24 protein-coding genes are annotated in these 25,365 nt (G+C 43.7%); 10 read left to right on the forward strand and 14 right to left on the reverse strand.

Features of this window, described 5'->3' with window-relative positions; all coding sequences use genetic code 11:
• Window positions 1-3,108, forward strand: coding sequence for an efflux RND transporter permease subunit (locus HOO90_RS09005; protein WP_292842238.1), 3,108 nt, complete (start codon window positions 1-3; stop codon window positions 3,106-3,108).
• Window positions 3,109-3,178: 70 nt separating this feature from the next.
• Here the strand turns inward: HOO90_RS09005 and HOO90_RS09010 are convergent, their stop codons facing one another.
• Complete coding sequence (locus HOO90_RS09010; protein ID WP_292842240.1) at window positions 3,179-3,709, reverse strand: GNAT family N-acetyltransferase; 531 nt, start codon at window positions 3,707-3,709, stop codon at window positions 3,179-3,181.
• Window positions 3,710-3,905: 196 nt separating this feature from the next.
• On the opposite strand from HOO90_RS09010, the gene HOO90_RS09015 reads away from it, so the two are divergent.
• On the forward strand, window positions 3,906-5,294 hold the full coding sequence (locus tag HOO90_RS09015; RefSeq protein ID WP_292842242.1) for a DUF898 family protein: 1,389 nt from the start codon (window positions 3,906-3,908) through the stop codon (window positions 5,292-5,294).
• 14 nt (window positions 5,295-5,308) lie between these two features.
• The gene (locus HOO90_RS09020) at window positions 5,309-6,361 is read left to right on the forward strand and encodes a M48 family metallopeptidase (RefSeq protein ID WP_292842244.1); all 1,053 of its coding nucleotides are present in this window, start codon (window positions 5,309-5,311) and stop codon (window positions 6,359-6,361) included.
• A gap of 21 nt (window positions 6,362-6,382) precedes the next feature.
• On the opposite strand, the gene HOO90_RS09025 is transcribed toward HOO90_RS09020, so the two are convergent.
• The 7 genes from HOO90_RS09025 to purM all read right to left on the reverse strand — a co-directional run bounded on the left by HOO90_RS09025 (window position 6,383) and on the right by purM (window position 13,499).
• A complete protein-coding gene (locus HOO90_RS09025; RefSeq protein ID WP_292842246.1) occupies window positions 6,383-6,709 on the reverse strand; it encodes a hypothetical protein in 327 nt (108 codons plus the stop codon).
• Window positions 6,710-6,768: 59 nt separating this feature from the next.
• On the reverse strand, window positions 6,769-7,614 hold the full coding sequence (locus HOO90_RS09030; protein WP_292842248.1) for a hypothetical protein: 846 nt from the start codon (window positions 7,612-7,614) through the stop codon (window positions 6,769-6,771).
• A gap of 87 nt (window positions 7,615-7,701) precedes the next feature.
• Entirely contained in the window at window positions 7,702-8,931 is a 1,230-nt protein-coding gene (locus HOO90_RS09035) for a dicarboxylate/amino acid:cation symporter (protein ID WP_292842250.1), read from the reverse strand.
• 6 nt (window positions 8,932-8,937) lie between these two features.
• Window positions 8,938-10,479, reverse strand: a complete 1,542-nt coding sequence (locus HOO90_RS09040; RefSeq protein ID WP_292842252.1) for an RsmB/NOP family class I SAM-dependent RNA methyltransferase — start codon at window positions 10,477-10,479, stop codon at window positions 8,938-8,940.
• 62 nt (window positions 10,480-10,541) lie between these two features.
• The gene (locus HOO90_RS09045) at window positions 10,542-11,660 is read right to left on the reverse strand and encodes a DUF3108 domain-containing protein (RefSeq protein ID WP_292842254.1); all 1,119 of its coding nucleotides are present in this window, start codon (window positions 11,658-11,660) and stop codon (window positions 10,542-10,544) included.
• The gene (locus tag HOO90_RS09050; RefSeq protein ID WP_292842256.1) at window positions 11,650-12,318 is read right to left on the reverse strand and encodes a DUF3108 domain-containing protein; all 669 of its coding nucleotides are present in this window, start codon (window positions 12,316-12,318) and stop codon (window positions 11,650-11,652) included. Before HOO90_RS09050 ends, HOO90_RS09045 begins: the two co-directional genes overlap by 11 nt.
• Window positions 12,319-12,449: 131 nt before the next feature.
• On the reverse strand, window positions 12,450-13,499 hold the full coding sequence (gene purM / locus HOO90_RS09055; protein ID WP_292842258.1) for a phosphoribosylformylglycinamidine cyclo-ligase: 1,050 nt from the start codon (window positions 13,497-13,499) through the stop codon (window positions 12,450-12,452).
• A 222-nt stretch (window positions 13,500-13,721) separates the two neighbouring features.
• On the opposite strand from purM, the gene HOO90_RS09060 reads away from it, so the two are divergent.
• From HOO90_RS09060 to HOO90_RS09080, 5 genes are all read left to right on the forward strand, one after another.
• Window positions 13,722-14,816, forward strand: a complete 1,095-nt coding sequence (locus HOO90_RS09060; protein WP_292842260.1) for an AI-2E family transporter — start codon at window positions 13,722-13,724, stop codon at window positions 14,814-14,816.
• A 56-nt stretch (window positions 14,817-14,872) separates the two neighbouring features.
• Window positions 14,873-15,478 carry a DnaA/Hda family protein gene (locus HOO90_RS09065; RefSeq protein ID WP_292842262.1) on the forward strand — a complete coding sequence of 202 codons (606 nt, stop codon included), beginning with the start codon at window positions 14,873-14,875 and terminating at the stop codon, window positions 15,476-15,478.
• 14 nt (window positions 15,479-15,492) lie between these two features.
• Entirely contained in the window at window positions 15,493-17,100 is a 1,608-nt protein-coding gene (locus tag HOO90_RS09070; RefSeq protein ID WP_292842264.1) for an NAD(P)/FAD-dependent oxidoreductase, read from the forward strand.
• Window positions 17,101-17,109: 9 nt separating this feature from the next.
• The gene (locus HOO90_RS09075) at window positions 17,110-18,606 is read left to right on the forward strand and encodes a phospholipase D family protein (protein ID WP_292842266.1); all 1,497 of its coding nucleotides are present in this window, start codon (window positions 17,110-17,112) and stop codon (window positions 18,604-18,606) included.
• A 100-nt stretch (window positions 18,607-18,706) separates the two neighbouring features.
• On the forward strand, window positions 18,707-18,898 hold the full coding sequence (locus HOO90_RS09080; protein ID WP_292842268.1) for a DUF2892 domain-containing protein: 192 nt from the start codon (window positions 18,707-18,709) through the stop codon (window positions 18,896-18,898).
• A 62-nt stretch (window positions 18,899-18,960) separates the two neighbouring features.
• On the opposite strand, the gene ahpF is transcribed toward HOO90_RS09080, so the two are convergent.
• The 5 genes from ahpF to HOO90_RS09105 all read right to left on the reverse strand — a co-directional run bounded on the left by ahpF (window position 18,961) and on the right by HOO90_RS09105 (window position 23,763).
• A complete protein-coding gene (gene ahpF, locus HOO90_RS09085; RefSeq protein ID WP_292842270.1) occupies window positions 18,961-20,544 on the reverse strand; it encodes an alkyl hydroperoxide reductase subunit F in 1,584 nt (527 codons plus the stop codon).
• A gap of 206 nt (window positions 20,545-20,750) precedes the next feature.
• Window positions 20,751-21,314: an alkyl hydroperoxide reductase subunit C gene (ahpC, locus tag HOO90_RS09090; protein WP_292842272.1), complete on the reverse strand. Its 564-nt coding sequence runs from the start codon at window positions 21,312-21,314 to the stop codon at window positions 20,751-20,753.
• A 161-nt stretch (window positions 21,315-21,475) separates the two neighbouring features.
• The gene (soxZ, locus tag HOO90_RS09095) at window positions 21,476-21,790 is read right to left on the reverse strand and encodes a thiosulfate oxidation carrier complex protein SoxZ (protein WP_292842274.1); all 315 of its coding nucleotides are present in this window, start codon (window positions 21,788-21,790) and stop codon (window positions 21,476-21,478) included.
• Between the two features lie 8 nt (window positions 21,791-21,798).
• A complete protein-coding gene (locus tag HOO90_RS09100; protein WP_292842276.1) occupies window positions 21,799-22,242 on the reverse strand; it encodes a thiosulfate oxidation carrier protein SoxY in 444 nt (147 codons plus the stop codon).
• A 30-nt stretch (window positions 22,243-22,272) separates the two neighbouring features.
• Window positions 22,273-23,763: a M48 family metalloprotease gene (locus tag HOO90_RS09105; protein ID WP_292842278.1), complete on the reverse strand. Its 1,491-nt coding sequence runs from the start codon at window positions 23,761-23,763 to the stop codon at window positions 22,273-22,275.
• A 52-nt stretch (window positions 23,764-23,815) separates the two neighbouring features.
• On the opposite strand from HOO90_RS09105, the gene moaC reads away from it, so the two are divergent.
• Window positions 23,816-24,307 carry a cyclic pyranopterin monophosphate synthase MoaC gene (gene moaC, locus HOO90_RS09110; RefSeq protein ID WP_292842280.1) on the forward strand — a complete coding sequence of 164 codons (492 nt, stop codon included), beginning with the start codon at window positions 23,816-23,818 and terminating at the stop codon, window positions 24,305-24,307.
• 32 nt (window positions 24,308-24,339) lie between these two features.
• Window positions 24,340-24,693, forward strand: a complete 354-nt coding sequence (locus HOO90_RS09115; protein ID WP_292842282.1) for a hypothetical protein — start codon at window positions 24,340-24,342, stop codon at window positions 24,691-24,693.
• A 19-nt stretch (window positions 24,694-24,712) separates the two neighbouring features.
• Here the strand turns inward: HOO90_RS09115 and HOO90_RS09120 are convergent, their stop codons facing one another.
• On the reverse strand, window positions 24,713-25,360 hold the full coding sequence (locus HOO90_RS09120; RefSeq protein ID WP_292842284.1) for a hypothetical protein: 648 nt from the start codon (window positions 25,358-25,360) through the stop codon (window positions 24,713-24,715).
• Window positions 25,361-25,365 lie beyond the last annotated feature (5 nt).

The following is a 25,365-nucleotide window of genomic DNA, read 5'->3' on the forward strand; positions in this document are numbered from 1 at the left end:
ATGACGCTTCCTGAATTTTCCATTAAACGCCACGTACTCGCGTGGATGCTATCTGCGGTCATTGTGCTATTTGGCGTAATTGCCTATCAAAAAATTGGCGTTGATCGTATTCCCACCGTAGATTTTCCTGTCATTACCATCACCACCACTTTACGAGGGGCAAACCCCGATGTAATTGACACGAGCGTTACCAGCATTATCGAAACGGCAATCAACACCACCCCTGGCATTGAGCACATCCAATCATCATCTTCGCCAGGCGCATCTAATATTAGCGTCACTTTCACACTCGATAAAAATATCGATGTGGCGTTTAATGAGGTGCAATCTAAAGTTAGTCAGGTCATGCGACGTCTGCCTACAGGCACTGATGCCCCTTCGATTCGTAAAGTAGATGCTGCCAGCATTCCAGTGATTTGGCTGGCGCTAAGTGGCGACAGAACGATATTGCAACTCAATGAATACGCCAATAATGTACTGAAAAAGAAGTTTGAAACGATTAACGGCATTGGTGAAGTGATGATAGGTGGCCGGCAAGAACCAACCATTCGTGCCAATGTTTTACCAGAACGCATGGCGGCTTATAAAATCACCGCCACGGATTTAGCCAATGCCTTTAATCGTGAACATATTCAAATGCCAGGTGGATTTTTGGTAAGTGAGCAATCTGAGAACCTGCTTAAATTAGACCTTGAATTTCATAACTTAAAAGATTTAGCCAATTTAGTGATTGCTGTCCGAGATGGCGCACCTGTCCGCCTTAAAGACATTGCAATTGTTGAAAGTGGCATGGCAGACAAACGCCAAGTGGCGCGTTTTAACGGCAAGCCTTCGGTGGGCTTAGGGATGGTAAAAATTGCCAATGCCAATACCGTAGAAATTATTAAAGAAGTAGAACGCCGATTAAATGAAGATGTACGACCAAACCTGCCGCCTGGTTTAAGCCTTGAAGTTTCTACCAATGATTCAATCTTTATCAACCAAATGGTTGCCTCGCTAAAAGAACACTTAGTCGAAGGCACATTGTTTGCCGCGCTCATTGTGCTAATTTTTATGCGCTCTTTTAGCTCTACATTGATGATTTGTTTAGAGATTCCTGTTTCATTATTCGGCGCCATTGCCGTGATGTATTTTGCTGGTTACACCTTCAACAGCATGACCATGCTGGCATTACTGCTGCTCATCGGCGTGGTGGTGGATGATGCCATTGTGGTGCGAGAGAGCATTCTAAGGCACATGGAGGGCGACATTGGAGCGGGCTTAAGTGCAACAGATAGGCAAAATCCACGGGCAGTGGCTAAATTTCGCACCTTATCCACCATTAACGGCAGTAACGAAGTGGTGTTCGCGGTGCTCGCTTCCTCTGCCTCACTGGTGAGTATTTTTGCGCCCGTCATTTTTATGGACGGCATGATTGGCAAGTTTTTTAAATCCTTTGCAGTGGTGGTTACTTTTGGCGTATTGGTCTCACTGTTTGTGTCGCTTACACTCACGCCCATGCTCTGCTCGCGCTACCTAAAAGTAACGCACAATGAAAATGCCATTTATCGCGCCTTTGGTCGATTTTTATATGGTATGGATAATATTTATCGAAAACTATTAGGTGCGATACTGCATCACCGCGGTTTCGTTTTGCTGGCTACACTAATCTTTGTCGCAGTCACTGGCTATTTTTCGCTTAAATATGTTGAGAAGGACTTTGTACCTGAAACAGACGAAAGCAATTTTAGAATCAACTTTAAAACACCTCTAGGCTCTAATATTAACTACACCGATTCACGCCTAAAATTAATAGAAGCTGAACTTGGCAAGCATCCAAATGAAATTGAAAGCTATTTTGCCCTTATTGGCTCAGGCGCAAGTGGGCAGGTAAATCAGGGGAGTGTACAAGTACGGCTTAAACCAAAAGAAGCCCGCAGCATTAGTCAAAAAGAACTCATCAAGACGTTAAAAGTTGAACTCGATAAAATTCCTGGAGTAAGTGCATCTCCAGCGCCAGTTAGCATGGTGCGTGGTCAACGATCCGAAAAACTACAATTTAATCTCACCGGGAATAGCTTGCAAGAAATTGCGCGTTATGCCCAAGCCATTCAAAAATCGTTGAGTGAAAATCCCAACATGGGGAAGGTGGACATTGATGTTCAACTTGATTTACCACAATTCAACATGAGTATCGACCGCGTACGTGCCGCCAACTTTGGTTTAAGCGCCACTGAAATTGCTAATGCAGTTTCACTGTATGTGGGTGGTATTAACATAGGCAAATATAATCAAGAAAATGGCGATGGCCAGCGTTATGACATGCGCTTACGGGCGGCAGAAGGTACGCTAACGAATATTGATGATTTAAAGAAAATCTATCTTAGAAACACGCAGGGTGAACTGATTCGCCTTGATGCTGTGGCTCAATTTAAGCAAGAATTAGGCGCTGCAGTTATCGGCAAATACGACTTGCAGTACGCCGCAAACTTTTATGCCAGCCCCAGCATGCCCCTAGGTGACGCTGTAACATTGGTCAACGAAACGACAGCAAAAATATTACCGCCAGATTACGTCATTAAAATGACGGGGCAGGCCGAAGAGTTTGGCAAAACCATGAAAAATGTAAAATTTGTTCTCATTCTCGCCTTCACTTTGCTTTACATGGTGCTGGCAAGCCAATTCAACTCATTTATACAGCCAATATTAATCATGCTTGCCCAGCCACTGGCCATTATCGGTGGCCTGATTGCATTGTGGGTATCGGGCAACAGCTTGAATATGTACTCGATGATAGGCTTGATATTACTCATCGGCCTAGTGGCCAAAAACTCCATCTTGCTGGTCGATTTAACCAATCAACTGGTAGAAAAAGGCGCCAACATCAATGATGCCCTAAAAGAAGCCTGTCCTATCCGCCTAAGGCCAGTGTTGATGACTTCGTTTACCATTATCCTAGCCTTACTCCCTGCCGCAATTGGCTTAGGTGCTGGTAGCGAAACCAACAAGCCACTGGCCGTTGCAATCATTGGTGGCATGATTTCTTCCACCCTGCTGACCTTGGTTGTAGTGCCCGCAGCTTATTCACTGGTGATGGGCAGAGTACTGCGTTTAGGTAAACATTCTTAATCTTTTGTACAAAAATATATTGCTCCAACTAGACATGCGCATTTAGACGCGTGCATTGCACCTAACAGGTTTAGCACTTGATTATCTTTTCGAGGGTTTCAAGCCGAAGCCCTTCGCGCTTAGGCTGCCACACGCTTGGGTTGACTGGAAAATCAATTAGAACGCCAGTGCGCTGATAGCCGCGTCGCTCATAAAACGCGATTAACTCATAGCGAATAGTAATAACATGCATCTGCAGTTTTTCAGCATCCCAAACTTGTTGCGCCAATTTTTCAGCGGTATTCAACAACTTTTTACCCAAACCTTTACCCTGCAAAATGGGATTCACCACAAACATGCCGAGGTGAACGGCCCCCAACGCTTTCTCAAGACAGATTGCCCCCAGCAAGTCATTTCCATCTAAGCAGATCAATATCATTGAATTTTCAGACTCAATTAAAAGCTGCACATCCTTAGCGCTAGTGCGCAAGCCCTCTAAGATATCGGCTTCGGTCGTCCATCCAGCGCGGCTAGATTCGCCACGATAGGCTGAATTGATAAGCATGGTGATTGCTGGCGCATCAGTAGATTCAGCCTTGCGAAAATGGAGATGTTGATTCAAAGCGTTCATTTAATAATAAAAATCAGTTAGTTAAGTTGCCTAAGCGCAGGTTACAACATTTTACTTTGCTGTTCAATATTCTAAATGCTACTATTCTGGGACGGTATTACAATTAATTTGTAATATCACTTTAATTATGAGGGGACTCCTAGCCTTTTATATTTACAAATAAACTCAATAAAAAAAGGGAGTCACAATGTCAAACAGTCAAACCCCCGTTGAATTTACGGGTAAAGCTGGCGAATACTTTGGTATTTGGATTGTAAATCTACTATTGTCTATCGTCACACTAGGCATCTATTCTGCATGGGCAAAAGTTCGCCGCAAAAAATACTTTTATAATAATACCTTAGTCGATGGTGTTGGCTTTGATTACCACGCCAATCCTGTTTCCATACTAAAAGGCCGCATCATCGCTTTTGTGTTATTTGTTTTATATCAAGGTCTAGCCGCTTTTAGCCCTGTCGCCGCGATAGTATTGTTAATCGCTTTTTTTGTTGCTTTGCCTTGGATTGTCGTACGCAGTATGACGTTTAACGCACGCAACTCTAGCCATCGTGGCTTACGTTTTGACTTTGACGGAAAATATGGCCAAGCCGCCTTGGTATTTGTTGGTTACACCTTGTTATCCCTTGTCACATTGGGCTTGGCTATTCCATTTGCAGCTCAACGTACGCATAAATTTGTGGTGGATAATCACAAATTTGGCACCAGCCATTTCAATCTAGAAGCCTTAGTTAAAAGCTTCTACAAGATTTACCTCGTTATTTTTCTAATTCCACTGATAGGTATTCTTGCCGCTGTAGCGATTCCTGCCTATCAGCAATATAAAATTAAAGCGACGAATTTAAGTGAAGCTCAATATGTTCAGCCAGTTTCTTCAAGCCTGACTAACAGCATCAATGCTGGTGGATTTATCAAGGTTACGGCTGAAGATACGACCAATAATGCGCCTGAAAACTTGGCCACAGAAGCTGAAAATACTGTACTTGAAGCGCAAAATATTCAGGACAGTATTTCAGAAGAAGAAATGCTAAAAAACTTAACGCCTGAAGAGCGCGCCGAATATGACAAGTTAATAAAGTCTGCCGAATCTCAACAAGCCATTGAGGGTGGAGCTGACATTTATAGCGCTGAAACTGAGGTAGCACCTGAGAAGAAAGATCCTCTTGCAAGAGTTATTGAACATTTAATATCAACGAAAGGAATTGCAGCGGCAATTATTGGTGGAATACTAGCATTGTTAGTCTACCTTGCCATCATCTTTTCATTCGCAGCGTATTTTAAATCACGCATCCAAAACTTGGTTTGGAACAACACAACGCTTGATCAGGTAAGATTTTTCAGCGATCAACGTATGCGCGATTTATTATTGCTTTACATCACCAATACCTTAGTGCTAATTCTCACCATTGGTTTAGCAACCCCATGGGCGCAAATCCGCATGGCGCGCTATCGCGCAGAACATTTAGCGCTTTCGGGCGAAACCGATTGGGATAAATTTGTCGGCGACAAAAAAGCCGCAACACGTGCGACTGGTGAAGAGATTGCCGAAATGTTTGATGTGGATATTTCGTTCGGCTAATTTGTAATATTTCCATGCAATTTGAAGCAGACTTTTACAATGGCATCAGCCCCCGCGCCAAGCGGGTGTTGGTGTACATTGAAGAAAATCATTTTCTGTTTTCATTCTCAAGCCCAAACGATGAAGGTAGCATTTCCAACCAAACGCTTAAATTCTTAATCGACGATTGCCATGTACAGGCCAGACTCGGCAGTGGTAAGCGACTGATCGACTTGCCCGATGGCGGACGCTTAGAAACTGATTTTAAAGATTTAGAAAATTGCTTACCTGAAAAACCAGCCCATACTTTCTGGCAATTTGTGCATTTTGCTGAAACACATAAATCCGTCATTTTTATCGCATTTATTGGTATTGCGCTCGCCAGCTGGCTGCTGTTGCAATACGGCGTACCTACCATTGCCAAATACGCGGCACTAGCGACCCCTGCCAGTGTTGAGCAATATCTCGGCAAACAAACCCTAGACACATTAGATCACGAAAAAATTGGCTATTTTGAGGCCAGTGAACTACCAATATCCAAACAAAAAGAAGTGCAAGCCGCCCTAGAAGCCATGTGTACTAAAACGAGCAGCTGCCCAAGCTATCAATTGAATTTCAGAAAGAGCCCTAAAATAGGTGCTAACGCCTTTGCTTTGCCAGGTGGCTATATGGTCATTACCGATGAACTGATTACGTTGGCAAAAAATAATCATGAAATTGTCGCTGTTTTGGCGCATGAACTCGGCCACGTTAAAGGACGTCATGCCCTACGGCAAACCTTACAAGGTACAGTTTCTGGGCTCATTATAATTGCCATCACAGGAGATGTGAGTAGCGTCGCCTCTGGGTTGCCAGCCTTAATGATGAACATGAGCTACACACGAGAATTAGAAACTGAAGCAGACAACTATTCATTACAGTCATTGAATGCTGCTTGCATCCCGGCTAAATCATTTGCCACACTGTTAATGCGGCTTGAAAAAAGTCATAATGGCGAGGGTTCATCTATCCCTGAAATGCTATCATCACATCCAGATACCAAGGCTAGAATCGTGCCGTTTTTAAAAGACCCTAGTCACTGCACATAAAGCAGTTGGTTTCATTAATAACTACTTCAACAGCTTGGCTAGCGAAGTCAGTACATTTAGTGCAGATGAAATTAGACTGAGTTTTTCAGTAGCTTTTTTGAGTCCGGTCAAGTCGTCTTGTAATTTTTTAGTTTCAATCGCCAGATTCTCCAGCTTCTTTTTCGCTTGCTCGGTTAGCGTGCTGAAGGCCTTGTTCTCCATACGAATAACTGCGAGATAAGCCACACTTAAAGCTTCTTGATGGCTAACGCGGTGTGCTGAGGTTAAGGAGCCAACATCTATCACATAAAGTGAGATGAATACATCTTCAACTTGTTTACGCATCACTTCATAGTCCTTACTATTCATTTCAACCTCCTTGCCAGAATTTACTAACAGTGACACCTATAGTAGTTTAGTCATAAAAGTTATTTGGATTGAAGTAAAAGTGTTATCGCATCGATACCAGCTTTAACGTTATCCAGCGATGCTCGCAACTCTGTCACTGAATATTGTCCGCGAAGAATATTAACCCACAGCTTCTGCATTTCTTGAGAAGATTGCTTAGCTTCCACTAGTAGGGCCTCAATTTTTGGCCCACGGATATCTTCCTTCCATGCATTTTTCCACTCTGAACCTAAACTTGCATTTTCTATAAAAGGCTTATAGACCGCTAGTTTTCTTTTCTTCAATCGCTCGGCTTTTTCTCGAAGGTTCAACCACCTTATTTGCTCATCCAGCATTTGTTCACTTAAGGCAAGCGCTTGAGCTACAGTAGTTGAATCTCGAATAAGCGCCTTTTCAACAGCCTTTGCATGGACCTGTTTTGCCACATAGCCCGCCAGACCTGTTAGTGCCACTTTGCGTTCATCGGAGAGCTTAAGGTTTACTGGCTCAACCTTTAACGAATCTGCAATTTTAGCCAGTGCATTGACCGTGGCCTCACTTTGATCACCATTGCTTAGTGCTTGCAGTTCTGAAAAGTAGCTAGCTATTCCGTCTATATAATCATGTGCATCCCCAACGTAATGCACGCGTATTTTCAGCTCATCTGAATAATCATTGAGCGTCTGCTCGGTTCTTGGTAGTGCAGGGAGAATATCAGCCGTAAAGTCAATTGAAATATCCAAGGCAATATCGTTCACTTTTTTAATATTTTGAACGTAGTCTCTGCCAGCATTTGCAACAGTTAAGGTTCTATCAGCGGCTACGTTAGCGCAACCTGATAAGAAAGAGCAAGTGATTACAGCAACTAGTATTAAGTTTCTAGGCACAGTCAATCTCCAAAATAATTAAAACTTGTTACCTCAGTCATATTAGCTAACTTTTTCAAGACACTTGCTCTAGAAACTTATTGGCGACTATTTGATAAGTTTTTGTACCACTAGACTACCTACCATATCACCTTCAACATTCACGGTAGTACGCAAAGTATCAAGCAATCGGTCAATTGGCAACAATATCGCAATCGCTTCAGCGGGCAACCCCACCGATTGCAGCACCATGACCATGGTCACCATACCTGCACTTGGTATGCCAGGTGCACCCATGGCAGCTATCATTGCCGTAAAAAACACGATTAGTTGCTGTGCCAAATTCAACTCAATCCCAGCCAAATTGGCAATGAATAATGCCGCAGCGGCTTCATAAAGCGCGGTGCCATCCATGTTGATGGTTGCCCCGAGTGGTATGACAAAGCCCGCAATTTCTGGCTTAACGTGTAAATGTTGCGTTGCGCAGCGCAAGGTAATGGGAAGCGTGGCGGAACTTGAGCTAGTAGCAAAGGCCGTTACCAATGCCTCACGTGCGCCGCGCCAGAACCACAAAGGCGATTTACCGGTAATTAAGTAGAGGATTAATGGCAATACGACTACGCCATGTAATAAAGTTGTGCCCATTACCACAGCAACGAACTTAGCCAGCGTATTTAGCATCGCAAGGTCTTGTACGGCTACCAGTTTAATAAGTAAGGCCATAATGCCGAAGGGCGCCAAACGCATTACCCAGCCCACGATTTGCATGCTGACTTCCAAACCCTCTTGCAAGAGTGACAATACATTCTTATAGCGTTCGCCGCCCATCACTAAGGCAATGCCCAAAATAAGTGCAAACATCACAACCGCAATTACATTACCCTGCGACAAAGCTGCAAAAGGGTTGATGAATAGTGAGTGCAAAAATTGAGCAAAAAATTCAGGTAATGGTAGTTGCTTGGCCTCAAAATTTTGCATGGCGCTATCGAACATCGCCAATTGCATGCCCGCGCCAGGGCTAAAATAATTTCCTGCAATTAAAGCCAGCGTGATTGCGAACGCCATACTCGCTATAAAAAACACTAAAGTACTGACCCAAACGCGATGCATTTGTTGGTGTTGTCTTAAGTTGGCAATACCAACTGTGATGGAACAAAACACCAGCGGAATCAATATCATTTTGAGTAAATCAATGAACAATGTGCCAATCAGTCCTGCCGCGTACAATCCGCCTTTTACTGGGACAGCCTCGGCGCCTAATGTATGAAAATACAAACCAATCACAACACCAAATATCGCGCCCAGGATTATCTGAATGTTGAGACTGGGGAGTTTCATCTTGTCTTACTCCTTTGCAGCTTTGGCTTTTGCTACTTTAGATTTAACCACCTTTGATTTAACTACCTTTGACTTAGCCACTTTTTCTATCACTACTTTTTCCACTGGCGGTTTATCAAGCTTATTCGCCTTAGGTTTTACTGCGGCTTTTTTAACTTTTGGCGTTATAGCCTCAGACACAGGCTCGGCAATTTCAGCAGCTTTTGTGGCCTCAATAACTTGAACTTTTTGGTCCTGTTTTGCTGGCTTGTTGGTGTCGCTAATTTTGGTATCGCTTACTTTTTCAAACACAGCCGCAAAAAAACCGTCGGTATTATGTAAATGCGGCAATAGCTTTAAGTATTTACCTGTGTCCAACTGAATTTGTTGCTGGCTTAATATCTCCGTAGCATTCAACAAGGTAAAATCAGGATGTGCGGCTAAAAAGCTTTCTGCGATTTGCTCATTTTCATCTTTAAGTAAACTACAAGTTGAATAAATCAAGCGACCGCCTGCTTTGGTGAGTTTTGCGGCACGCGCCAGAATAGCGGCTTGTTTAAGGGTAAGTTCGGCCAAGTCTTGTGGCGTTTGGCGCCATTTAAGATCTGGGTTGCGGCGAAGAGTGCCTAAACCCGTACAAGGTGCATCCACCAGCACGCGGTCAAATTTACTATTAAGGCGTTTTAGTTTTGGGTCATTTTCACTACTGATACTCTGCGCATTTAAATTACTCAAGCCAGAGCGCTTTAAGCGTTGGCCTAGATTGTGTAAGCGCTTATCTGAAACATCGAACGCATATAAGCGCCCTGTATTACGCATCAACGCGCCGATAGCTAAGGTTTTTCCACCTGCTCCTGCACAAAAATCGGCCACCATCATGCCACGTTTAGCCGCAACCAGATGCGCCAACAGTTGACTGCCTTCGTCTTGTACTTCTATTTTACCTTCAGTAAACAAAATGTGACGCCCAATATTCATGCGGTTTGGCATGCGAATACCAATGGGCGAATACGGTGTTACTGTTACATTGGTTTCACCTGATGTATTCTCAGCTATGAATTTTGCCAGCACCTCATCACGCGTGCCTTTAATGGTGTTTACACGTAGATCCAATGTAGCTTGTTCATGCATACTGCGAGCAATAGTGAGTGCCTCGGCCTCGCCATATTGAGCCACTAATTTTTCCCACAACCAATCACGCACATCGGCCTGCACGGCCAATGGCATATTTTCCGTCGATTTTGCTTTAATGAGATGCGCCCACTCTTTTTGCTGTTCATTCAGCATCGGCTCAAGCTCGCGTATACTCATACCTTGCACGCGTAACAACCACGCCAAGATCAGCTTACGTGCATCATCGGGGTCGTTATCATCATTAGCAGTTACCGTGCTTAAAAAACGTAAACGACGCAATACGCCATAAACACTCTCGGCCACAAAGGCGCGCTCTTTAGTACCCAAATCGCGGTTGTTGCGAAAGAATTCGCTCAACTTTGCATCTGCTGGACTATTGAATTCGAGCAGGTTGGATAACATCACTGCGGCTTGCCGTATTAGATTGGGCGTCATTTATTTCTCTTTAAAATAATGTTAAAAGGCTCTAAATCAGAGCCTGTATTTCTGACCATTGGTTATTCTGAAGTTGCAGCGCGCTCTGTTTTTAAATCGGTCACCAGCAACTCATAGACCTTACCGTCTTTATCGGTTTCGCGTATTTTAACAGGTACGTAGCGATAATCTAAGGCCAACCACAATTCAGTTTTCTTTTCTCCTTCTGCCGCCTGACGCGCTAAGTGTAGCGTATTCAACTCGCCCATTTTTGTTGCGATAAGTTCCTCGCCTTCAAAACTATAATCATATACACCGAGTTTTTTGCCATTAGTAATAAGAATTTGCATGTTTTGCAAAGGCGGCACAAACATAAACTGATACATAAAGCTGAGTAAATCTTGTGTACCTTCGGCTAAATCAAGTTTCTGTTCGCCTTTTTCGGTGCGTAAACTTAGTTTTTTGCTTTCCCAATCAAAGTCTGCGCGGTAAGTCTTCTCTTTTTTATCGCCAAATTTATATAGGTAATGCGCGGGCTCTAGGCCAATCTGGTCTAAATATCCTTCACTGGTCTGCAACAAATCCGGTATTAGCAATGCCGCCAAACCTTTGGCTTTTATCAGGCTTTCTATTTTATATTGCTCGCCACTGGGTAAAATCTGGAATACCATTCTAGCGCTTCCAGCGGGCGCTCTATCAACAACCGTGTCTTTATCCGTGTAAACATCAAATTCAGATTCAATATATTGGTAGGGCTTAGGATTTATTATTAGCCCAACTTCCTCTGCTAGGTTAGCTAAAACTGGTTCTGCAATTTCAGGCTCAGTGGCAGGTTCAATCAGCTCGTTTTTGGGTAACTCGGCGATAGATACTGGGTCTGCTGGTTCAGATATTTTTGTTGGTGTAGCTAGTTCTGCAGGGGGTGATTCAACGTCAGCAGGGTTTTTTAAATCGACTGGTTTGATTGCGGGCTTATCTTTTACAGACAGCGGCTGCTCGGTAGGTTGAGGTGCGACTTTAGGCAAAACCAACCGCGCCTCAATTACCTGACGGCTGTCCGTGAAATCAATAAAATTTAAATGAAACTTACCAATTAAAAATAGATGCAATAGGCCTGATAAAGCTAGCGCGTATGCTAGACGCCTATAGCTAATATCCTGCCATAGCGATTTGAGGCGAATCCAATAAAGGCTATTCCACATGTAACTCAGTTAAAGTTTGCTCGAGTTTTGCGCCGTCTTCATCCACCATCAAAAAGCGCACTAATAAATAATTTTTCTCAGTCGCCAGCCATAGCTCTTTGCCTTCATTTTGATCGGTCGGAACCAGATGCAAGGTTTTATACTGTCCTCCTTCAACATTCAACAATTCCAGCGCAGGTTTAACTTTATACGAATACTCGTTAAGCTTTTTACCCGTGGTCAATTTCACTGTCAGGTCGTTTTTAATTGGCCTAGGTAGAAACATAAACTGATAAGCAAAGCTTGCCAGATCTTGTGTCCCAGACGATAACTTAGCCTCACGTGGCTCACCTTTCACTAACATGCGTAAGGTATTTTTTGACCAATCAAAATCGGCAAACAACGCTTTTTTCGGATTATCCCCCTGATGTAATTCAAAATGCCGAGGTTGAAGGCCCTTGCTGGTTACCTTACCTGTGCTTATCAACTTGCGTTCACCAAGAAGTGCGTATACGCCAATACCTTTTGTAACACTTTCTAATTGGTAGGTTTTACCTGTAATGACAAATTGCTCGCGCACATTGGCAAAAGCTTTTCCATCTTTAGACACCACATAATTCGCTTGAATTCTTTTCGGTAAGGCGACTTGTTGTGCTGCAAAAACAGTGTTCGAGGTCAATAAAAAAACTAAACTTATCACTTTAATGTATCTAAACACACGCACTCCTTAAATAAGACTGTAAAAAAGTCACACCCGTACTTAACGCATGAAGTTTGCTTTTAGATACAAAAAAGTCTGAGATTCTTTACTTATACAACCACAGTAGGCGCTTCGCCAGACTGCTGAGCGCGTATATTACCAATATGAAACACCGTTTCACCTGCATCGCGTAATAGGTCGATGGCTACCGCGGCATGCTCTTCTGCCACAATCACCGCCATACCGATGCCGCAGTTAAAAGTTTTATACATCTCGGCATCCGCCACATTACCCTGTGCTTGCAACCAGTTGAATAATGGCGGCATGTCCCAACTACCTTTTTGAATTTCTGCAGTTAAGCCTTCTGGTAGCACCCGTGGGATATTCTCGGTAATGCCACCGCCAGTAATATGTGCCATGCCCTTAACAGGCAAGGTAGCAATCAACAGCAAAAGCGGCTTAACGTAGATACGCGTGGGTGCCATCACCACATCTTTGAATTTTCTGCCGTGGAAATCAGACTCAAAATCGATGCCTGATTTTTCAATAAGCTTACGAATCAGCGAATAGCCATTTGAGTGTGCTCCACTTGAAGCTAAACCCAGCACCACATCACCCGCGGCAATGGTAGTGCCATTAATGATATTTTGTTTATCCACACAACCCACGGCAAAGCCTGCTAAATCATATTCGCCAGCAGGATACATGCCTGGCATCTCAGCTGTTTCACCGCCCACCAAAGCACAGCCCGACTGCTCGCAACCTTCGGCAATGCCTCTAATGACTTGCGCCGCCGTACCCACTTCTAACTTGCCACAGGCAAAATAATCTAAAAAGAACAGCGGCTCGGCGCCCTGCACTAGAATATCATTGACACTCATGGCGACTAAATCGATTCCCACGGTATCGTGTTTGTTCAACTCAAAAGCCAGCTTAAGTTTAGTGCCAACGCCGTCGGTACCGGAAACCAGCACGGGATTTTTAAATTTTTTTGGCATTTCAAACAACGATCCAAATCCGCCAATGCCACCCAACACTTCAGGACGCATGGTGCGCTTCGCAAATGGCTTAATTTGTTCTACCAGCGCATCGCCAGCTTCGATATCGACGCCCGCATCGCGGTAGCTAATTGAGGTTGTGTCAGTAGAAGATGTAGTCAAAACGGCTCTCGCTTAATGTATAAATTGAATAATTACTTATTTTCTCGTTATGGGTGCTTCTATAAATTCAATTTTCTAAATTAGACAAGGCGCAAACAAAAAATTATGACGCTGTATATATTTGATATATAAGGAGTTATTTTTTGTGAGCAACACCGTATAATGACGAAAATTGAATTAATAGGAACGCCTTCTAAACGTTTAAGTATAATTTTAACCCATATGACGACTGAACCCAAAAAAACAGCAACAAAAAATGTATTTATCGACAATCGCTGGCTGATTATTGCGGTGATTTTCGTGATTATTATTTATTTGCTGCTGCCTGTACTTACGCCTTTTTTAATCGCCGCAATTCTCGCTTATATCTGCGACCCCTTGGTCGACCGCTTATGTTTGCTTGGCATTGGCAGGTTAAGGCTTGGCCGCACCCTCGCCACGTTGGTTGTAATGACTGGAATTTTTGGCATCATCACGCTGCTATTTTTAATTTTAGTACCGCTGCTACAAAAAGAGTCACTGCTCATCGCAGAACGATTGCCTAGCATCATCAGCAATATTCGCAACATTGTGGAGCCTTGGCTACAAAGCCATTTTGGAATTAGTTTTGCGATTGACGGCGCGCAAATTCAAGAAATCATCAGTAAAAACTGGAAAACCGCGGGCGGTATATTAGGTGATCTACTCAAAATTGCCGGCAATAATGGTTTGGCGCTTATCGGCTTGCTAACCAATATTTTGCTGTTACCCGTGGTGTTATTTTATCTACTGCGCGATTGGGATGGCTTTATTGCTAGCATCGCCCAACTGATTCCGCTTGATTGGCAAGGAAAGACTACTTCTATCGCCACTGAAATTGATCAAGTCTTGTCTGAGTTTTTACGCGGCCAGCTTGCGGTAATGGCAGTAATGAGCGTTTTTTATGTTGCTGGCTTATGGTTTGTTGGCCTAGACATGGCCTTAGCCATTGGTATCATTGCTGGCTTGCTGGGCTTTGTACCCTATTTAGGCCCAACCTTGGGCTTGGGTTTAGCGCTGTTAGTTGCGGTTCTGCAATTCACAAGTTTGGCACAAGTGATTCCGGTATTAATGGTGTTTGGGCTTGGCCAGTTAATTGAAAGCATGATTGTCACGCCCAAATTAGTGGGCGACCGCATTGGCTTACATCCAGTAGTGGTGATTTTTGCCCTGATTGCTGGTGGACAACTTTTTGGCTTTACTGGTGTGTTGCTAGCCTTGCCAATCACGGCAGCGCTAGCGGTGGGTTTACGCCACACCCGAGATAACTATTTAAATAGCGACACTTATCTAAATTAACTTTGATTCAATTAATTTAGCTACAATTTTAAAATATCGCGACGCCTATTTTGCAAATGAAACAACTTTTACTCGACATTAAACCTGCGTCTCCACCCACGCTATTGAACTACATTGCAGGGCGTAACGCAGAAGCACTTGCCAGCCTGAATGCTGCGGCTAGGAATGCAGCGCAATCTAAATTTATCTATTTATGGGGTGAAGCTGGTAGCGGTAAAAGCCATTTACTATCGGCCTGCAAGGCAATAGGCATGCGGGTCCTGGACGATGTGCATTTACTTAACAATGACGCTCAAATTGATTTATTTAACACTTACAATCAACTTAAAGAAACGGGCGGCACTCTCATCACCGCGGGGCGTTACGCACCAACGCAAATGGGCTTGCGTGACGATTTAGCCACCCGTTTGGCTTGGGGTTTAGTTTATCAATTGCAACCATTGAATGACGCGGAAAAAGCCCTTGCCTTGCAAAATCACGCTGCCGAACGTGGCATACGCCTGCCAACCGAAGTGGTTGATTATTGCTTGCGCTACCTAAAACGCGATTTATCAACGTTAATGGCAACGCTAGACGCCTTAGACGAATGGTCTTTGACCACCAAAAAACCAGTTACCGTACCGATGTTGCGGCAATTATTGCAATTTCCGCTCAATTTATAAAGTTAGCTAAATCTATGTTACGTGTCACCGAAATCAAATTACCATTAGCGCATGAGCCAAGCGCAGTCAAAGCCGCCTTAATTAAAAAACTAGCTATAAATGCTGCTGATTTAGTCAATTATTCTATTTTTAAACGAGGAGTTGATGCACGTAAGGCCAATGCAATATTATTAGTCTATTCGCTCGATGTCACAGTCAACGGTGAAGCTAAAGTATTAGCCAAATTAGGTAAAGACCCGCACGTAAAAATCGCGCCAGATACTACTTATAAATTTGTAGCGCAAGCACCAATAACACTTAAAGATAGACCTGTAATTGTTGGCTTAGGCCCTTCTGGGCTATTTGCTGCGCTTATTTTGGCACAATCGGGTTTTAAACCTATTGTGCTAGAACGCGGCAAAGCCGTGCGTGAACGCACCAAAGACACTTGGAATTTATGGCGTAAAGCTAAACTTAACCCAGAATCTAACGTACAGTTTGGCGAAGGCGGCGCTGGCACTTTCTCTGATGGCAAACTTTATAGCCAGATTAAAGATCCGAATCATTATGGCCGCAAAGTGTTAAATGAGTTTGTGCAAGCAGGCGCGCCTGAAGAGATTTTATACGTCAGCCATCCGCATATCGGCACTTTTAGATTAGTCGGCATGGTAGAAGAAATGCGTAACAAGATTATCGCACTAGGTGGCGAAGTACGCTTTCAAAGTAAAGTCGAAGATATTGAGATTATCGACAAACAAGTAAAAGCGGTTGTGCTAAATAATGGTGAGCGGATTGCCACGAACCACCTAATTTTGGCCGTTGGTCACAGCGCACGCGATACTTTTGAAATGATTTATAAACGCGGTATTTATATTGAAGCGAAGCCCTTTTCTATTGGTTTCCGTATCGAGCACCCGCAATCACTCATTGACGCAGCGCGCCACGGCCCAAATGCGCAGCACCCAATTTTAGGCGCGGCAGATTACAAACTTGTGCACCATGCCAGCAATGGCCGCAGTGTCTATAGCTTCTGTATGTGCCCGGGCGGTACCGTTGTAGCAGCGGCTTCTGAAGAAGGCCGCGTGGTGACTAATGGCATGAGCCAGTATTCACGTAACGAGCGTAACGCAAATGCCGGCATTGTGGTTGGCATTACGCCTGAAGTGGATTATCCAGGACATCCGCTGGCAGGCATGGAGTTACAACGTAAATGGGAGTCACAAGCCTATGCCCTGGGAGGCAGTAACTACGAGGCTCCTGGGCAACTCGTGGGGGACTTTTTAGCCAATCAGCCATCTACAGAATTTGGTGAGGTGACCCCTTCGTATACGCCAGGTGTGCATCTCACCAATTTAGATACTGCTTTACCCGAATATGTGATTTGTGCTATTCGTGAAGCGATTCCACAGTTTGCAAAACAGATTAAAGGTTTTGATATGCCAGAGGCCATCCTTACCGGCGTTGAAACGCGAACTTCCTCGCCAATCCGGATTAAGCGCCATGACGATGATTTGCAAAGCATCAATACAAAAGGCTTATACCCAACCGGCGAAGGTGCTGGATATGCAGGGGGTATATTGTCTGCCGGTGTCGATGGCATCAGGGTGGCTGAAGCTGTTGCATTAAGTTTATCGCGCTTATAGAGAATAATAATGACTCGCCAGATTTCGAAGCTTAGCCTATTTTTTGTATTCCTGATTTGGTTTGCCAATTCGGCCATTGCATCACAAGAACTGGCTTTTATTGATAGTCAAATCACCTCACACCCCAACCAAAGTGGCATTTACGTGCTAGATAAAGGTGAAGAGGCTTTGTTAGCACGCGCATGGTTGGTCGACAACGCGCAAAAAACTATCGAAGTGCAATATTTTATATGGAGCACCGATAATATTGGCATATTAGCCTCAGAAGCCTTATTGCGCGCAGCAGATAGAGGGGTGAAGGTGCGTGTGATTGTAGATGATCTATTAATCGATGCGCCCGATAAATCCTTACTTGCACTCGCAAAACACCCGAATATTGATATTCACATCTACAACCCGCAACATTCTGTCGGCACACCGTTTCATAAACGATTGTTGAATATTGCTGTGAATTTTCGCGGCGTCAATCAACGCATGCACGATAAAACCTTTATCGTCGATGGCAAACTAGCAATTACAGGCGGGCGAAATATGGCGGCAGAGTATTTTGACTACAACAATGCTTATAATTTTCGCGACCGCGATGCGCTTCTGCTTGGTGACGTTGCCAAGAGCATGCAAACGAGCTTTGAAAAATTTTGGTCTAGCCCGCTCAGTGCGCCTGTTGAAGAGCTTTACGATGGCTTAGGCTTAATGCAAAAGCACGTAAAAGTAAAGGACGATGAAATACAGAATATTTACCATGAACTGCATAACTACGCCAAAAACCCTGAAAATTTCTCTGCCGAAAACTTAAACGCAATTCAAAATATCCCAACAGCATTCATGCGCCTTGCAGAACAAATCACTTGGACAGATGTTGAATTTATCAGCGACACGCCTGGCAAAAACAAGATGAAATATTTGCTGGGCGGCGGTGGCGCAAGTACCTTAAAATTAGCCCAGTTAGTTGAGAGCGCTAACGAACAGATCGTCATACAATCGCCTTATTTGGTCATGTCAAACCAAGCCCAAAACCTATTTAAAAGCGCTATCAAACGTGGTGTAAAAGTGCGTATCAACACCAACTCCCTCGCCTCTACTGACAATATCCAAGCTTTTAGTGGTTATCGAAATCAGCGTGATCAACTGATCAAAATGGGCATAGAAATATTTGAATATAAACCTGATCCACAGATTAAACAGCAATTGGTGCGCCAAGCAGTTTTACAGAACATCAGGCCACCTGTATTTGCTATTCATGCCAAGACCATGGTTGTGGATAATAAAAGCGTGTACATTGGTACGTTTAATTTCGATCCACGCTCGCAAAACCTCAACACAGAAGTCGGCGTTATTGTGCAAAATGAGAACTTGGCTAAGAATGTTCAGCAAGCCATTGAAATTGACATGCGGCCCGAAAATAGCTGGAATGCCGCTACTGACAAACCAGATCAATATGCATCAGCCATGAAGCGCAAGCGTGTCGTGTTTTATCAACTAACGCCGATTAAGCCACTGCTGTAATACAAATAAAGTCTTATGAAACTAATGCACAAGCAGCAAAGTCCTAGGCTTTAGACGCTATTCTTATTCAACATGTTTTCATTTTTCTAAAGGAATTATCATGAAAGTAAATATTGGAGGCCTTGATCGGGCATTACGCATTGCCGTTGGAGTAGCTTTGATTGCTTGGGCAATATTTGGCGGACCTGTGTGGGCTTGGATTGGCGTAATACCTCTAGCCACAGGCTTAGTAGGCTTTTGCGGTGCCTATAGCATTTTTGGTATCAATACCTGCAAAATCAAGCAGCAATAAATTAAAATGCGTACGATGGCGGCAATCAATTGCTGAGCTAATCTTGCCGCCATCGTTTTTTATTATTGCCGAATCAAGTAATCAAACGCACCCAGTGACGCCTTTGCACCCTCACCCATGGCAATAATGATTTGTTTATAAGGGGTTGTGGTGACGTCACCCGCGGCAAATACACCTTGCAATGAAGTGGCATTATGATGATTCACTTCAACTTCACCAAATTTACTCAAATTGACCGTGCCTTTTAGCCAATCACTATTCGGCAACAAGCCAATTTGTACAAATACCGCATCAAGTTCGAGATGCTTACTCTCGGCAGTCACGCGGTCTGTATAAGTCAAACCATTCATTTTCGTGCCATCTCCCGTTACTTCAGTCGTTTGTGCACTGGTAATAATGGTTACATTCGTCAAAGTACGTAGTTTTTTCTGCAATACTGCATCCGCCTTCAAAGTGGTATCAAATTGCAAAAGTGTTACATGTGCAACAAAGTTGGCTAAATCAATCGCCGCCTCAACACCTGAGTTGCCACCTCCTACTACCGCCACTGGCTTGCCTTTAAACAGCGGGCCATCGCAATGCGGGCAATAGGCGACGCCTTTGCCACGGTATTCTTTTTCACCCGGTACATTCAACTCGCGCCAGCGTGCGCCCGTTGCCACAATAACCGCTTTACTTCTAAGCGTTGCGCCACTTTCTAATTTTAACTCGATTAAATCGGTGTTTTTATTACCGTCTTTGCCTGGCTCAGACAAACTCACGGCACGTTGCAAGTTCATAATATCGACATCGTAACTTTTTACGTGTTCTTCAAAGGCGGCTACTAATTTAGGGCCTTCGGTTTCTTGTACTGAAATAAAGTTTTCAATACCAAGCGTATCCATGACTTGACCGCCAAACCGTTCTGCGACAATACCTGTGCGAATGCCTTTACGCGCTGCGTATATGGCTGCTGAAGCACCCGCTGGCCCGCCGCCAACCACGAGTACATCATACGGCGCTTGTGCGTCTAGCTTTTTAGCCTCACGTGCAGAAGCGCCTGTATCAATTTTGAGCAGAATTTCATCAAGCTCCATGCGGCCCGCACCAAACACCTCACCATTTAGATAGATGGTTGGCACCGACATAATTTCTCTGGCTTTAACTTCATCTTGGTAAAGTGCGCCGTCAATCATGACGTGGGTGATATTGGGATTAATCACCGCCATCATGTTCATGGCTTGCACCACGTCTGGACAGTTGTGGCAACTTAAGGAAATGTAGGTCTCAAAATTAAATGTGCCTTCAATCGCCGCAATTTGGGCAATTTTTTCAGCTTCTAACTTGATAGGATGGCCACCCGTATGGAGTAATGCCAATACCAAGGAAGTAAATTCATGGCCCATTGGAATGCCAGCAAAACGCACACCAACTGGTTGGTCAGCGTCTTTGTGCGATGCTGAACGCTTTACCGCAAAAGATGGCTTACGCGCATCTTCGCCATTTGTCAGTGTGATTTTGTCCGACATACTAGCAACTTCTTCTAATAACTCGCGCATTTCAATCGCGCCAGCACTTTCATTCAGTGATGCTACCAGTTCGATAGGTTCACGTAGCATGCCTAAATAGTTTTGTAATTGTGCTTTGATATTTGCTTCTAGTGCCATGATTATTCTCTTTAAATTGTCTCTATCAGGGTGACTGACGCATGATTCATCATCAAACGTATAAATCATTTATGAAAATCACAAATAAAAAGCATTATCTTTTGAATAATGCTTTTGTAATGGCTACACCTTTAAAGGGTGTTATAAAGGTGTAGCGTCTTGCTAACTGCTAACAAATTTAACGAATGTTAATTCGCTATTTCTGCTTAGATCTTACCAACGAGGTCTAGCGAAGGCGTTAATGTTTTTGCGCCTTCTTGCCATTTTGCTGGGCATACTTGGCCTGGGTTAGCTGCAGTGAATTGCGCTGCTTTTAATTTACGTAGTGTTTCTTTTACATCACGTGCGATTTCATTGCTATGAATTTCTAAAGTTTTAATCACACCTTCTGGATTAATCACAAAAGTGCCACGTAATGCTAGGCCTTCTTCTTCAATATGCACGTCAAACGCACGTGTTAATTGGTGTGTTGGGTCACCCACTAGCGGAAATTTTGCTTTACCTACTGCAGGTGAAGTTTCGTGCCAAACTTTGTGTGAGAAATGTGTATCGGTTGTAACGATATAAACTTCCGCATTCGCTTTTTGAAATTCTGCGTAGTGTTCAGCCGCATCTTCTACTTCTGTAGGGCAATTAAACGTAAATGCAGCTGGCATAAATATCACTACCGCCCATTTACCTTTAATGCTGGTATCGCTGACTTCTACAAATTTGCCGTTATGGAATGCTTGCGCTTTAAATGGTTGAACTTGTGTATTAATTAATGACATTGTGATTTCCTTATTTTGGGTTAATTAAAAGTTGGGTTAAAAAAACTGCAAAAACTGTTTTTGTTAAAACTAATTAACTTGTGGGAGAGATTATAGAGCGTTTAATTTACTTAATCTAATATATCGTTCTAATGATAATGATAAATAAAATTTATCAAACACTAAGAAACAATAATTTGCTGCGTTGCCGTCTCACCTAAATTATCATGCCAAGTCACCGCAATAATATCGCCAACTTTTGCACCATATAATCTAAAGGTAAGATACGGATTCTTTGAAATTCCGGTTCCCCACTGTGCTTCTAGCACGGGTTCACCATTTAATGTTGCCGTAAGTAATTGTACAAAATGGGCTGGAATCAGCCGATCCCCATCATCCTTTCTGCGTCCCGTTTCCATCGGGTGACTCATCAATACTTTAACTTCGGTCACCGCGCCTTTAAGTTGGGCACGCATTTTCATGTTATCGGAAGCCATAAGAATCCTTAACCACAGCCGTTCTCTAACACAATGACATTTTTAGCATTGGTAAAATAGTTACTTCCCGCTTTTACAATAATTTTAACATCAGAAGTTTCCGCCATTTTGATGCGCGTTACCACAAAAGGCTCAGCGCCATGGCCAAACTTAAAATGTGCAATGAGTGGCGTTGGATTTTTTTCCACCAAAATAGAAATTGTCTCGGTGTTTACGATATTACTTTTAACCTCAATCTGCACAATGGCACCATTTTCAGCTTTATCTGGTGCATTAATCAGAATGGCGTCACTGGCAATTTCTTCAATTATGCCTAGACTGCTGGTCGCTTCGTTCAGTTTTGTAGTTTCAAAAGCTGCTCGATTCCAAGCAGTTGCAACTGCATTAATCGGCATCCAGAACAAAGCCGCTGTTGCACCGAATAACAGCGTTAAAAAATTTCTACGTTGCATATTGCAAAATCCATCAACATGTAAGTTCCATCAACTTTTTTTCACATCGCCTTGTAAACGTCTAAGTTCTTTTAAGCGCGCTTCTACGATTGATATTTGGTAAAAGTCACCGTCTTTTGCTTTTGTGGCCAACTCCATTTGCTCGATTGCACGCGCCAGGTCGTATTTCCTAAAATAAGCCTCGCCTTGCGCTTGATAACTAAGCAAAGCTTTACTCTGCATAGTATAGGCCTTTGCCAGCACTTCATAAAAATAAGCATCACTTGGATACAAACTTTGCTTATCCTTAATCAGCTTAATTGCGTTATCCACTTGCTTAACCGCCAAAAAATGGTCGGCATATCCATAAATTAAAGCACGATTATCTGGGTACAACTTCAAAGCCTCGGCATACTGCTTAGCAGCCAGTGCAGGATTATTTTTCGCCACCTGTACGCGTGCGCTTAAATTCTCAACCATGGCATGCTGTGGGGCATTTTTTTTCAACCAGATCAGCTCTTTTTCAGCTTGAGCGAGTGCATTTTTTCGTAAATACGATACCGCCAAACCATAATGTTCAACCGCTTCATTTGTATAACGACGCTCGCGTATATTTTGCTCAAACACCGCGATATTGGTATCTACCGCGCCATTATTTGCAAACAGCTTAGCCCTTACATACTGAAACTCAACGCTATCTGGCACCTGTTTGTAGGCCATCTGGTCGACACGATTGGTGACATCGGAAATACGCTCACTGGTGAGTGGGTGAGTGCGTAAAAATCCAGGTGCGCTGCCTTCGGAATAGCGCGAGCCGCGCTGCAAAGTTGTAAAAAAAGAGGGCATGCCACGCACATCAAAACCCGCAGTATTGAGTATTTGCAAGCCGACTCTATCTGCTTCACGTTCATGTTCTCGCGTGTAGTCCAACTGATTCTGCACACCGGCCGCAGAAGCTGTAGTCAGCGCCCCACTCGCCAACTGTGGGTTTGCCCGCGCCACTAATAAAGCCAGCGCTATACCCGCGATATTTTTAAACGTATCGTATTTCTGTGAGGCCAACATACGTGCCAAATGACGCTGAGTAACATGGCCAATTTCATGGCCTAGCACACCCGCAAGTTCGGATTCATTATTCGCTGCCAAAAACAAGCCCGTGTGCACACCGATAACTCCGCCCGGCATGGCAAACGCATTAATGGAATTATCTTGCACCACAAAAAAATTGAATTTTTGATGCTTATCTGAGCTGGCTGCGGCTAAGCGATTTCCAAGCGCGTTCAAATAATCAATCACCTCAACATCCTGCACCACCTCGTCGCTCACCGCGACATCCCGCATAATTTGCTCGCCGATACGCTGCTCATCAAGTGGTGTAAACACAGTTTGCGAAACATCGCCCAAATCAGGCAAGTTCACATCAAGATTGGTTGCGCCCGTATTGGAGCCAGAATAAGGTCCGCCAGATATACGTGGTTCTGGGGCAGCCTGTACAGAATTTATTGCCAGTGACAGGGCAATTACAATGGTTTTTAATTTCATTGTTATATGATAATGACTTTAGTCTTAAAGTTTCAGAAAATAAGGTAATTAAATGAGCGAATCAACAGCAAAAAAACTCACGCACTTTGATGCCAGCGGCCAAGCGCACATGGTTGATGTGGGCAACAAAGCCCATACCAAGCGCATCGCGGTTGCCATTGGCACAATTAAAATGTTACCTGACACCTTGCAACTTATTATAAATGGTAGTGCCAAAAAAGGCGACGTACTAGGTACTGCCCGTATTGCCGCGATTCAAGGCGCCAAGCGTACCGCTGATTTAATACCACTTTGCCATCCGATTAGCCTAACCAAAGTTTCCATCGAATTTGAGATAGACGATAAAATTTCCGCTGTCATCTGCACCGCCACTGCAGAAACTATTGGGCAAACTGGGGTTGAAATGGAAGCACTAACAGCTGTAAGTGTGGGCTTACTTACGATTTATGACATGTGCAAAGCAGTTGACCGTGGCATGGCAATAAGCGAAATTAAACTACTAGAAAAGCACGGCGGAAAATCGGACGACTGGGTTGCCAAGTAAAATAAACGCAAATAACGCTGAAAGGAAAATCGATGGACGCTTCAATACAGTTACCCTTATTCACGCTACTCGGCACGCTAATTGGCGGCCTAATTACTTTCGCCGTGAATCGGCAACAATTCAAGCACCAACTTGCCAGCATCCGCCAGCAAAACAAAACTGAGTTTATGGCAGAAGAAACCGCCCGACACTTTTTAAGCCACAAAAGCTACACCGATAGGTCGTTTGACGTATTACAAAAACATCTGGGTGGCTTTGAAGACAACGAACTGCGTAAAATACTCGTGCGCGCTGGCGCGGTACGAGAATATCGCAGCGATGGCAGCGAATGGTGGTTTTTGTTATCACGTATGGATGAGCGGATAGAGAAAATCAAAGATAGATAACTGGCTTACAAGTTACTTTTTACTGGTCATGCACCACAATTTCATTTACATATAAAATCTCGCAAGCGCCTTCGCCAGAATCTTCACGGCTTCTGGAAGTTGGCCATACCGCATTATCACCCGCTTTCGCGTCGACCAAAAAACCTCGTAAGGAAATGACTTGTCCGCGTTTAATGGATTTGGCCTGTTTTTCTATATTTCCATTCGCAGGAATCATGTGAATATTTGTTGCGGAAGATTCTAGCTCCTTACGCGGAATGGGGAACTCGTCTACATGCCAATATAAAAATCGATTATTTTGCCGAAACTGAATATATTTTAGTATAGCGGGGTCAGCCAACTTACCCCAGCCAACGGCTAAATCGACAGGGGCAATATCTGCACGTTCATCACCAAAATAGAGCCGCTTTGAAAGCACTCTGGCGTGCAGACTAAATTTATCTAGCAGTTTTAGCTGATAGCCATTTTTATAAACATATTCAGATTTTTCTAGTGGAATTTGCTGGGGCGGGATTGCTATCGCTACAATATTTGACACAATTTCAGCCTCTGGCTCCTTGCCTGAAAGTTGCAGTTCATCCGATTGGGCACGCGAAACACCAGCGACATACAACCCAATGCCTGCGACCAAAAAAACTGCTAGCTGACGATATATTTCAGCAACCATTATTT

The sequence above is a fragment of the Methylotenera sp. genome, assembly GCF_013141425.1.
In the GTDB taxonomy this organism is placed as follows: Bacteria; Pseudomonadota; Gammaproteobacteria; order Burkholderiales; family Methylophilaceae; genus Methylotenera.

Coding starts and splice junctions, on each gene's coding strand:
- HOO90_RS09005 (WP_292842238.1), top strand. CDS start 1: ATGACGCTTCCTGAATTTTCCATTAAACGCCACGTACTCGCGTGGATG.
- HOO90_RS09015 (WP_292842242.1), top strand. CDS start 3,906: ATGTCAAACAGTCAAACCCCCGTTGAATTTACGGGTAAAGCTGGCGAA.
- HOO90_RS09020 (WP_292842244.1), top strand. CDS start 5,309: ATGCAATTTGAAGCAGACTTTTACAATGGCATCAGCCCCCGCGCCAAG.
- HOO90_RS09025 (WP_292842246.1), bottom strand. CDS start 6,709: ATGAATAGTAAGGACTATGAAGTGATGCGTAAACAAGTTGAAGATGTA.
- HOO90_RS09035 (WP_292842250.1), bottom strand. CDS start 8,931: ATGAAACTCCCCAGTCTCAACATTCAGATAATCCTGGGCGCGATATTT.
- HOO90_RS09040 (WP_292842252.1), bottom strand. CDS start 10,479: ATGACGCCCAATCTAATACGGCAAGCCGCAGTGATGTTATCCAACCTG.
- HOO90_RS09045 (WP_292842254.1), bottom strand. CDS start 11,660: ATGTGGAATAGCCTTTATTGGATTCGCCTCAAATCGCTATGGCAGGAT.
- HOO90_RS09060 (WP_292842260.1), top strand. CDS start 13,722: ATGACGACTGAACCCAAAAAAACAGCAACAAAAAATGTATTTATCGAC.
- HOO90_RS09065 (WP_292842262.1), top strand. CDS start 14,873: ATGAAACAACTTTTACTCGACATTAAACCTGCGTCTCCACCCACGCTA.
- HOO90_RS09070 (WP_292842264.1), top strand. CDS start 15,493: ATGTTACGTGTCACCGAAATCAAATTACCATTAGCGCATGAGCCAAGC.
- HOO90_RS09075 (WP_292842266.1), top strand. CDS start 17,110: ATGACTCGCCAGATTTCGAAGCTTAGCCTATTTTTTGTATTCCTGATT.
- HOO90_RS09080 (WP_292842268.1), top strand. CDS start 18,707: ATGAAAGTAAATATTGGAGGCCTTGATCGGGCATTACGCATTGCCGTT.
- ahpF (WP_292842270.1), bottom strand. CDS start 20,544: ATGGCACTAGAAGCAAATATCAAAGCACAATTACAAAACTATTTAGGC.
- ahpC (WP_292842272.1), bottom strand. CDS start 21,314: ATGTCATTAATTAATACACAAGTTCAACCATTTAAAGCGCAAGCATTC.
- soxZ (WP_292842274.1), bottom strand. CDS start 21,790: ATGGCTTCCGATAACATGAAAATGCGTGCCCAACTTAAAGGCGCGGTG.
- HOO90_RS09100 (WP_292842276.1), bottom strand. CDS start 22,242: ATGCAACGTAGAAATTTTTTAACGCTGTTATTCGGTGCAACAGCGGCT.
- HOO90_RS09105 (WP_292842278.1), bottom strand. CDS start 23,763: ATGAAATTAAAAACCATTGTAATTGCCCTGTCACTGGCAATAAATTCT.
- moaC (WP_292842280.1), top strand. CDS start 23,816: ATGAGCGAATCAACAGCAAAAAAACTCACGCACTTTGATGCCAGCGGC.
- HOO90_RS09115 (WP_292842282.1), top strand. CDS start 24,340: ATGGACGCTTCAATACAGTTACCCTTATTCACGCTACTCGGCACGCTA.
- HOO90_RS09120 (WP_292842284.1), bottom strand. CDS start 25,360: ATGGTTGCTGAAATATATCGTCAGCTAGCAGTTTTTTTGGTCGCAGGC.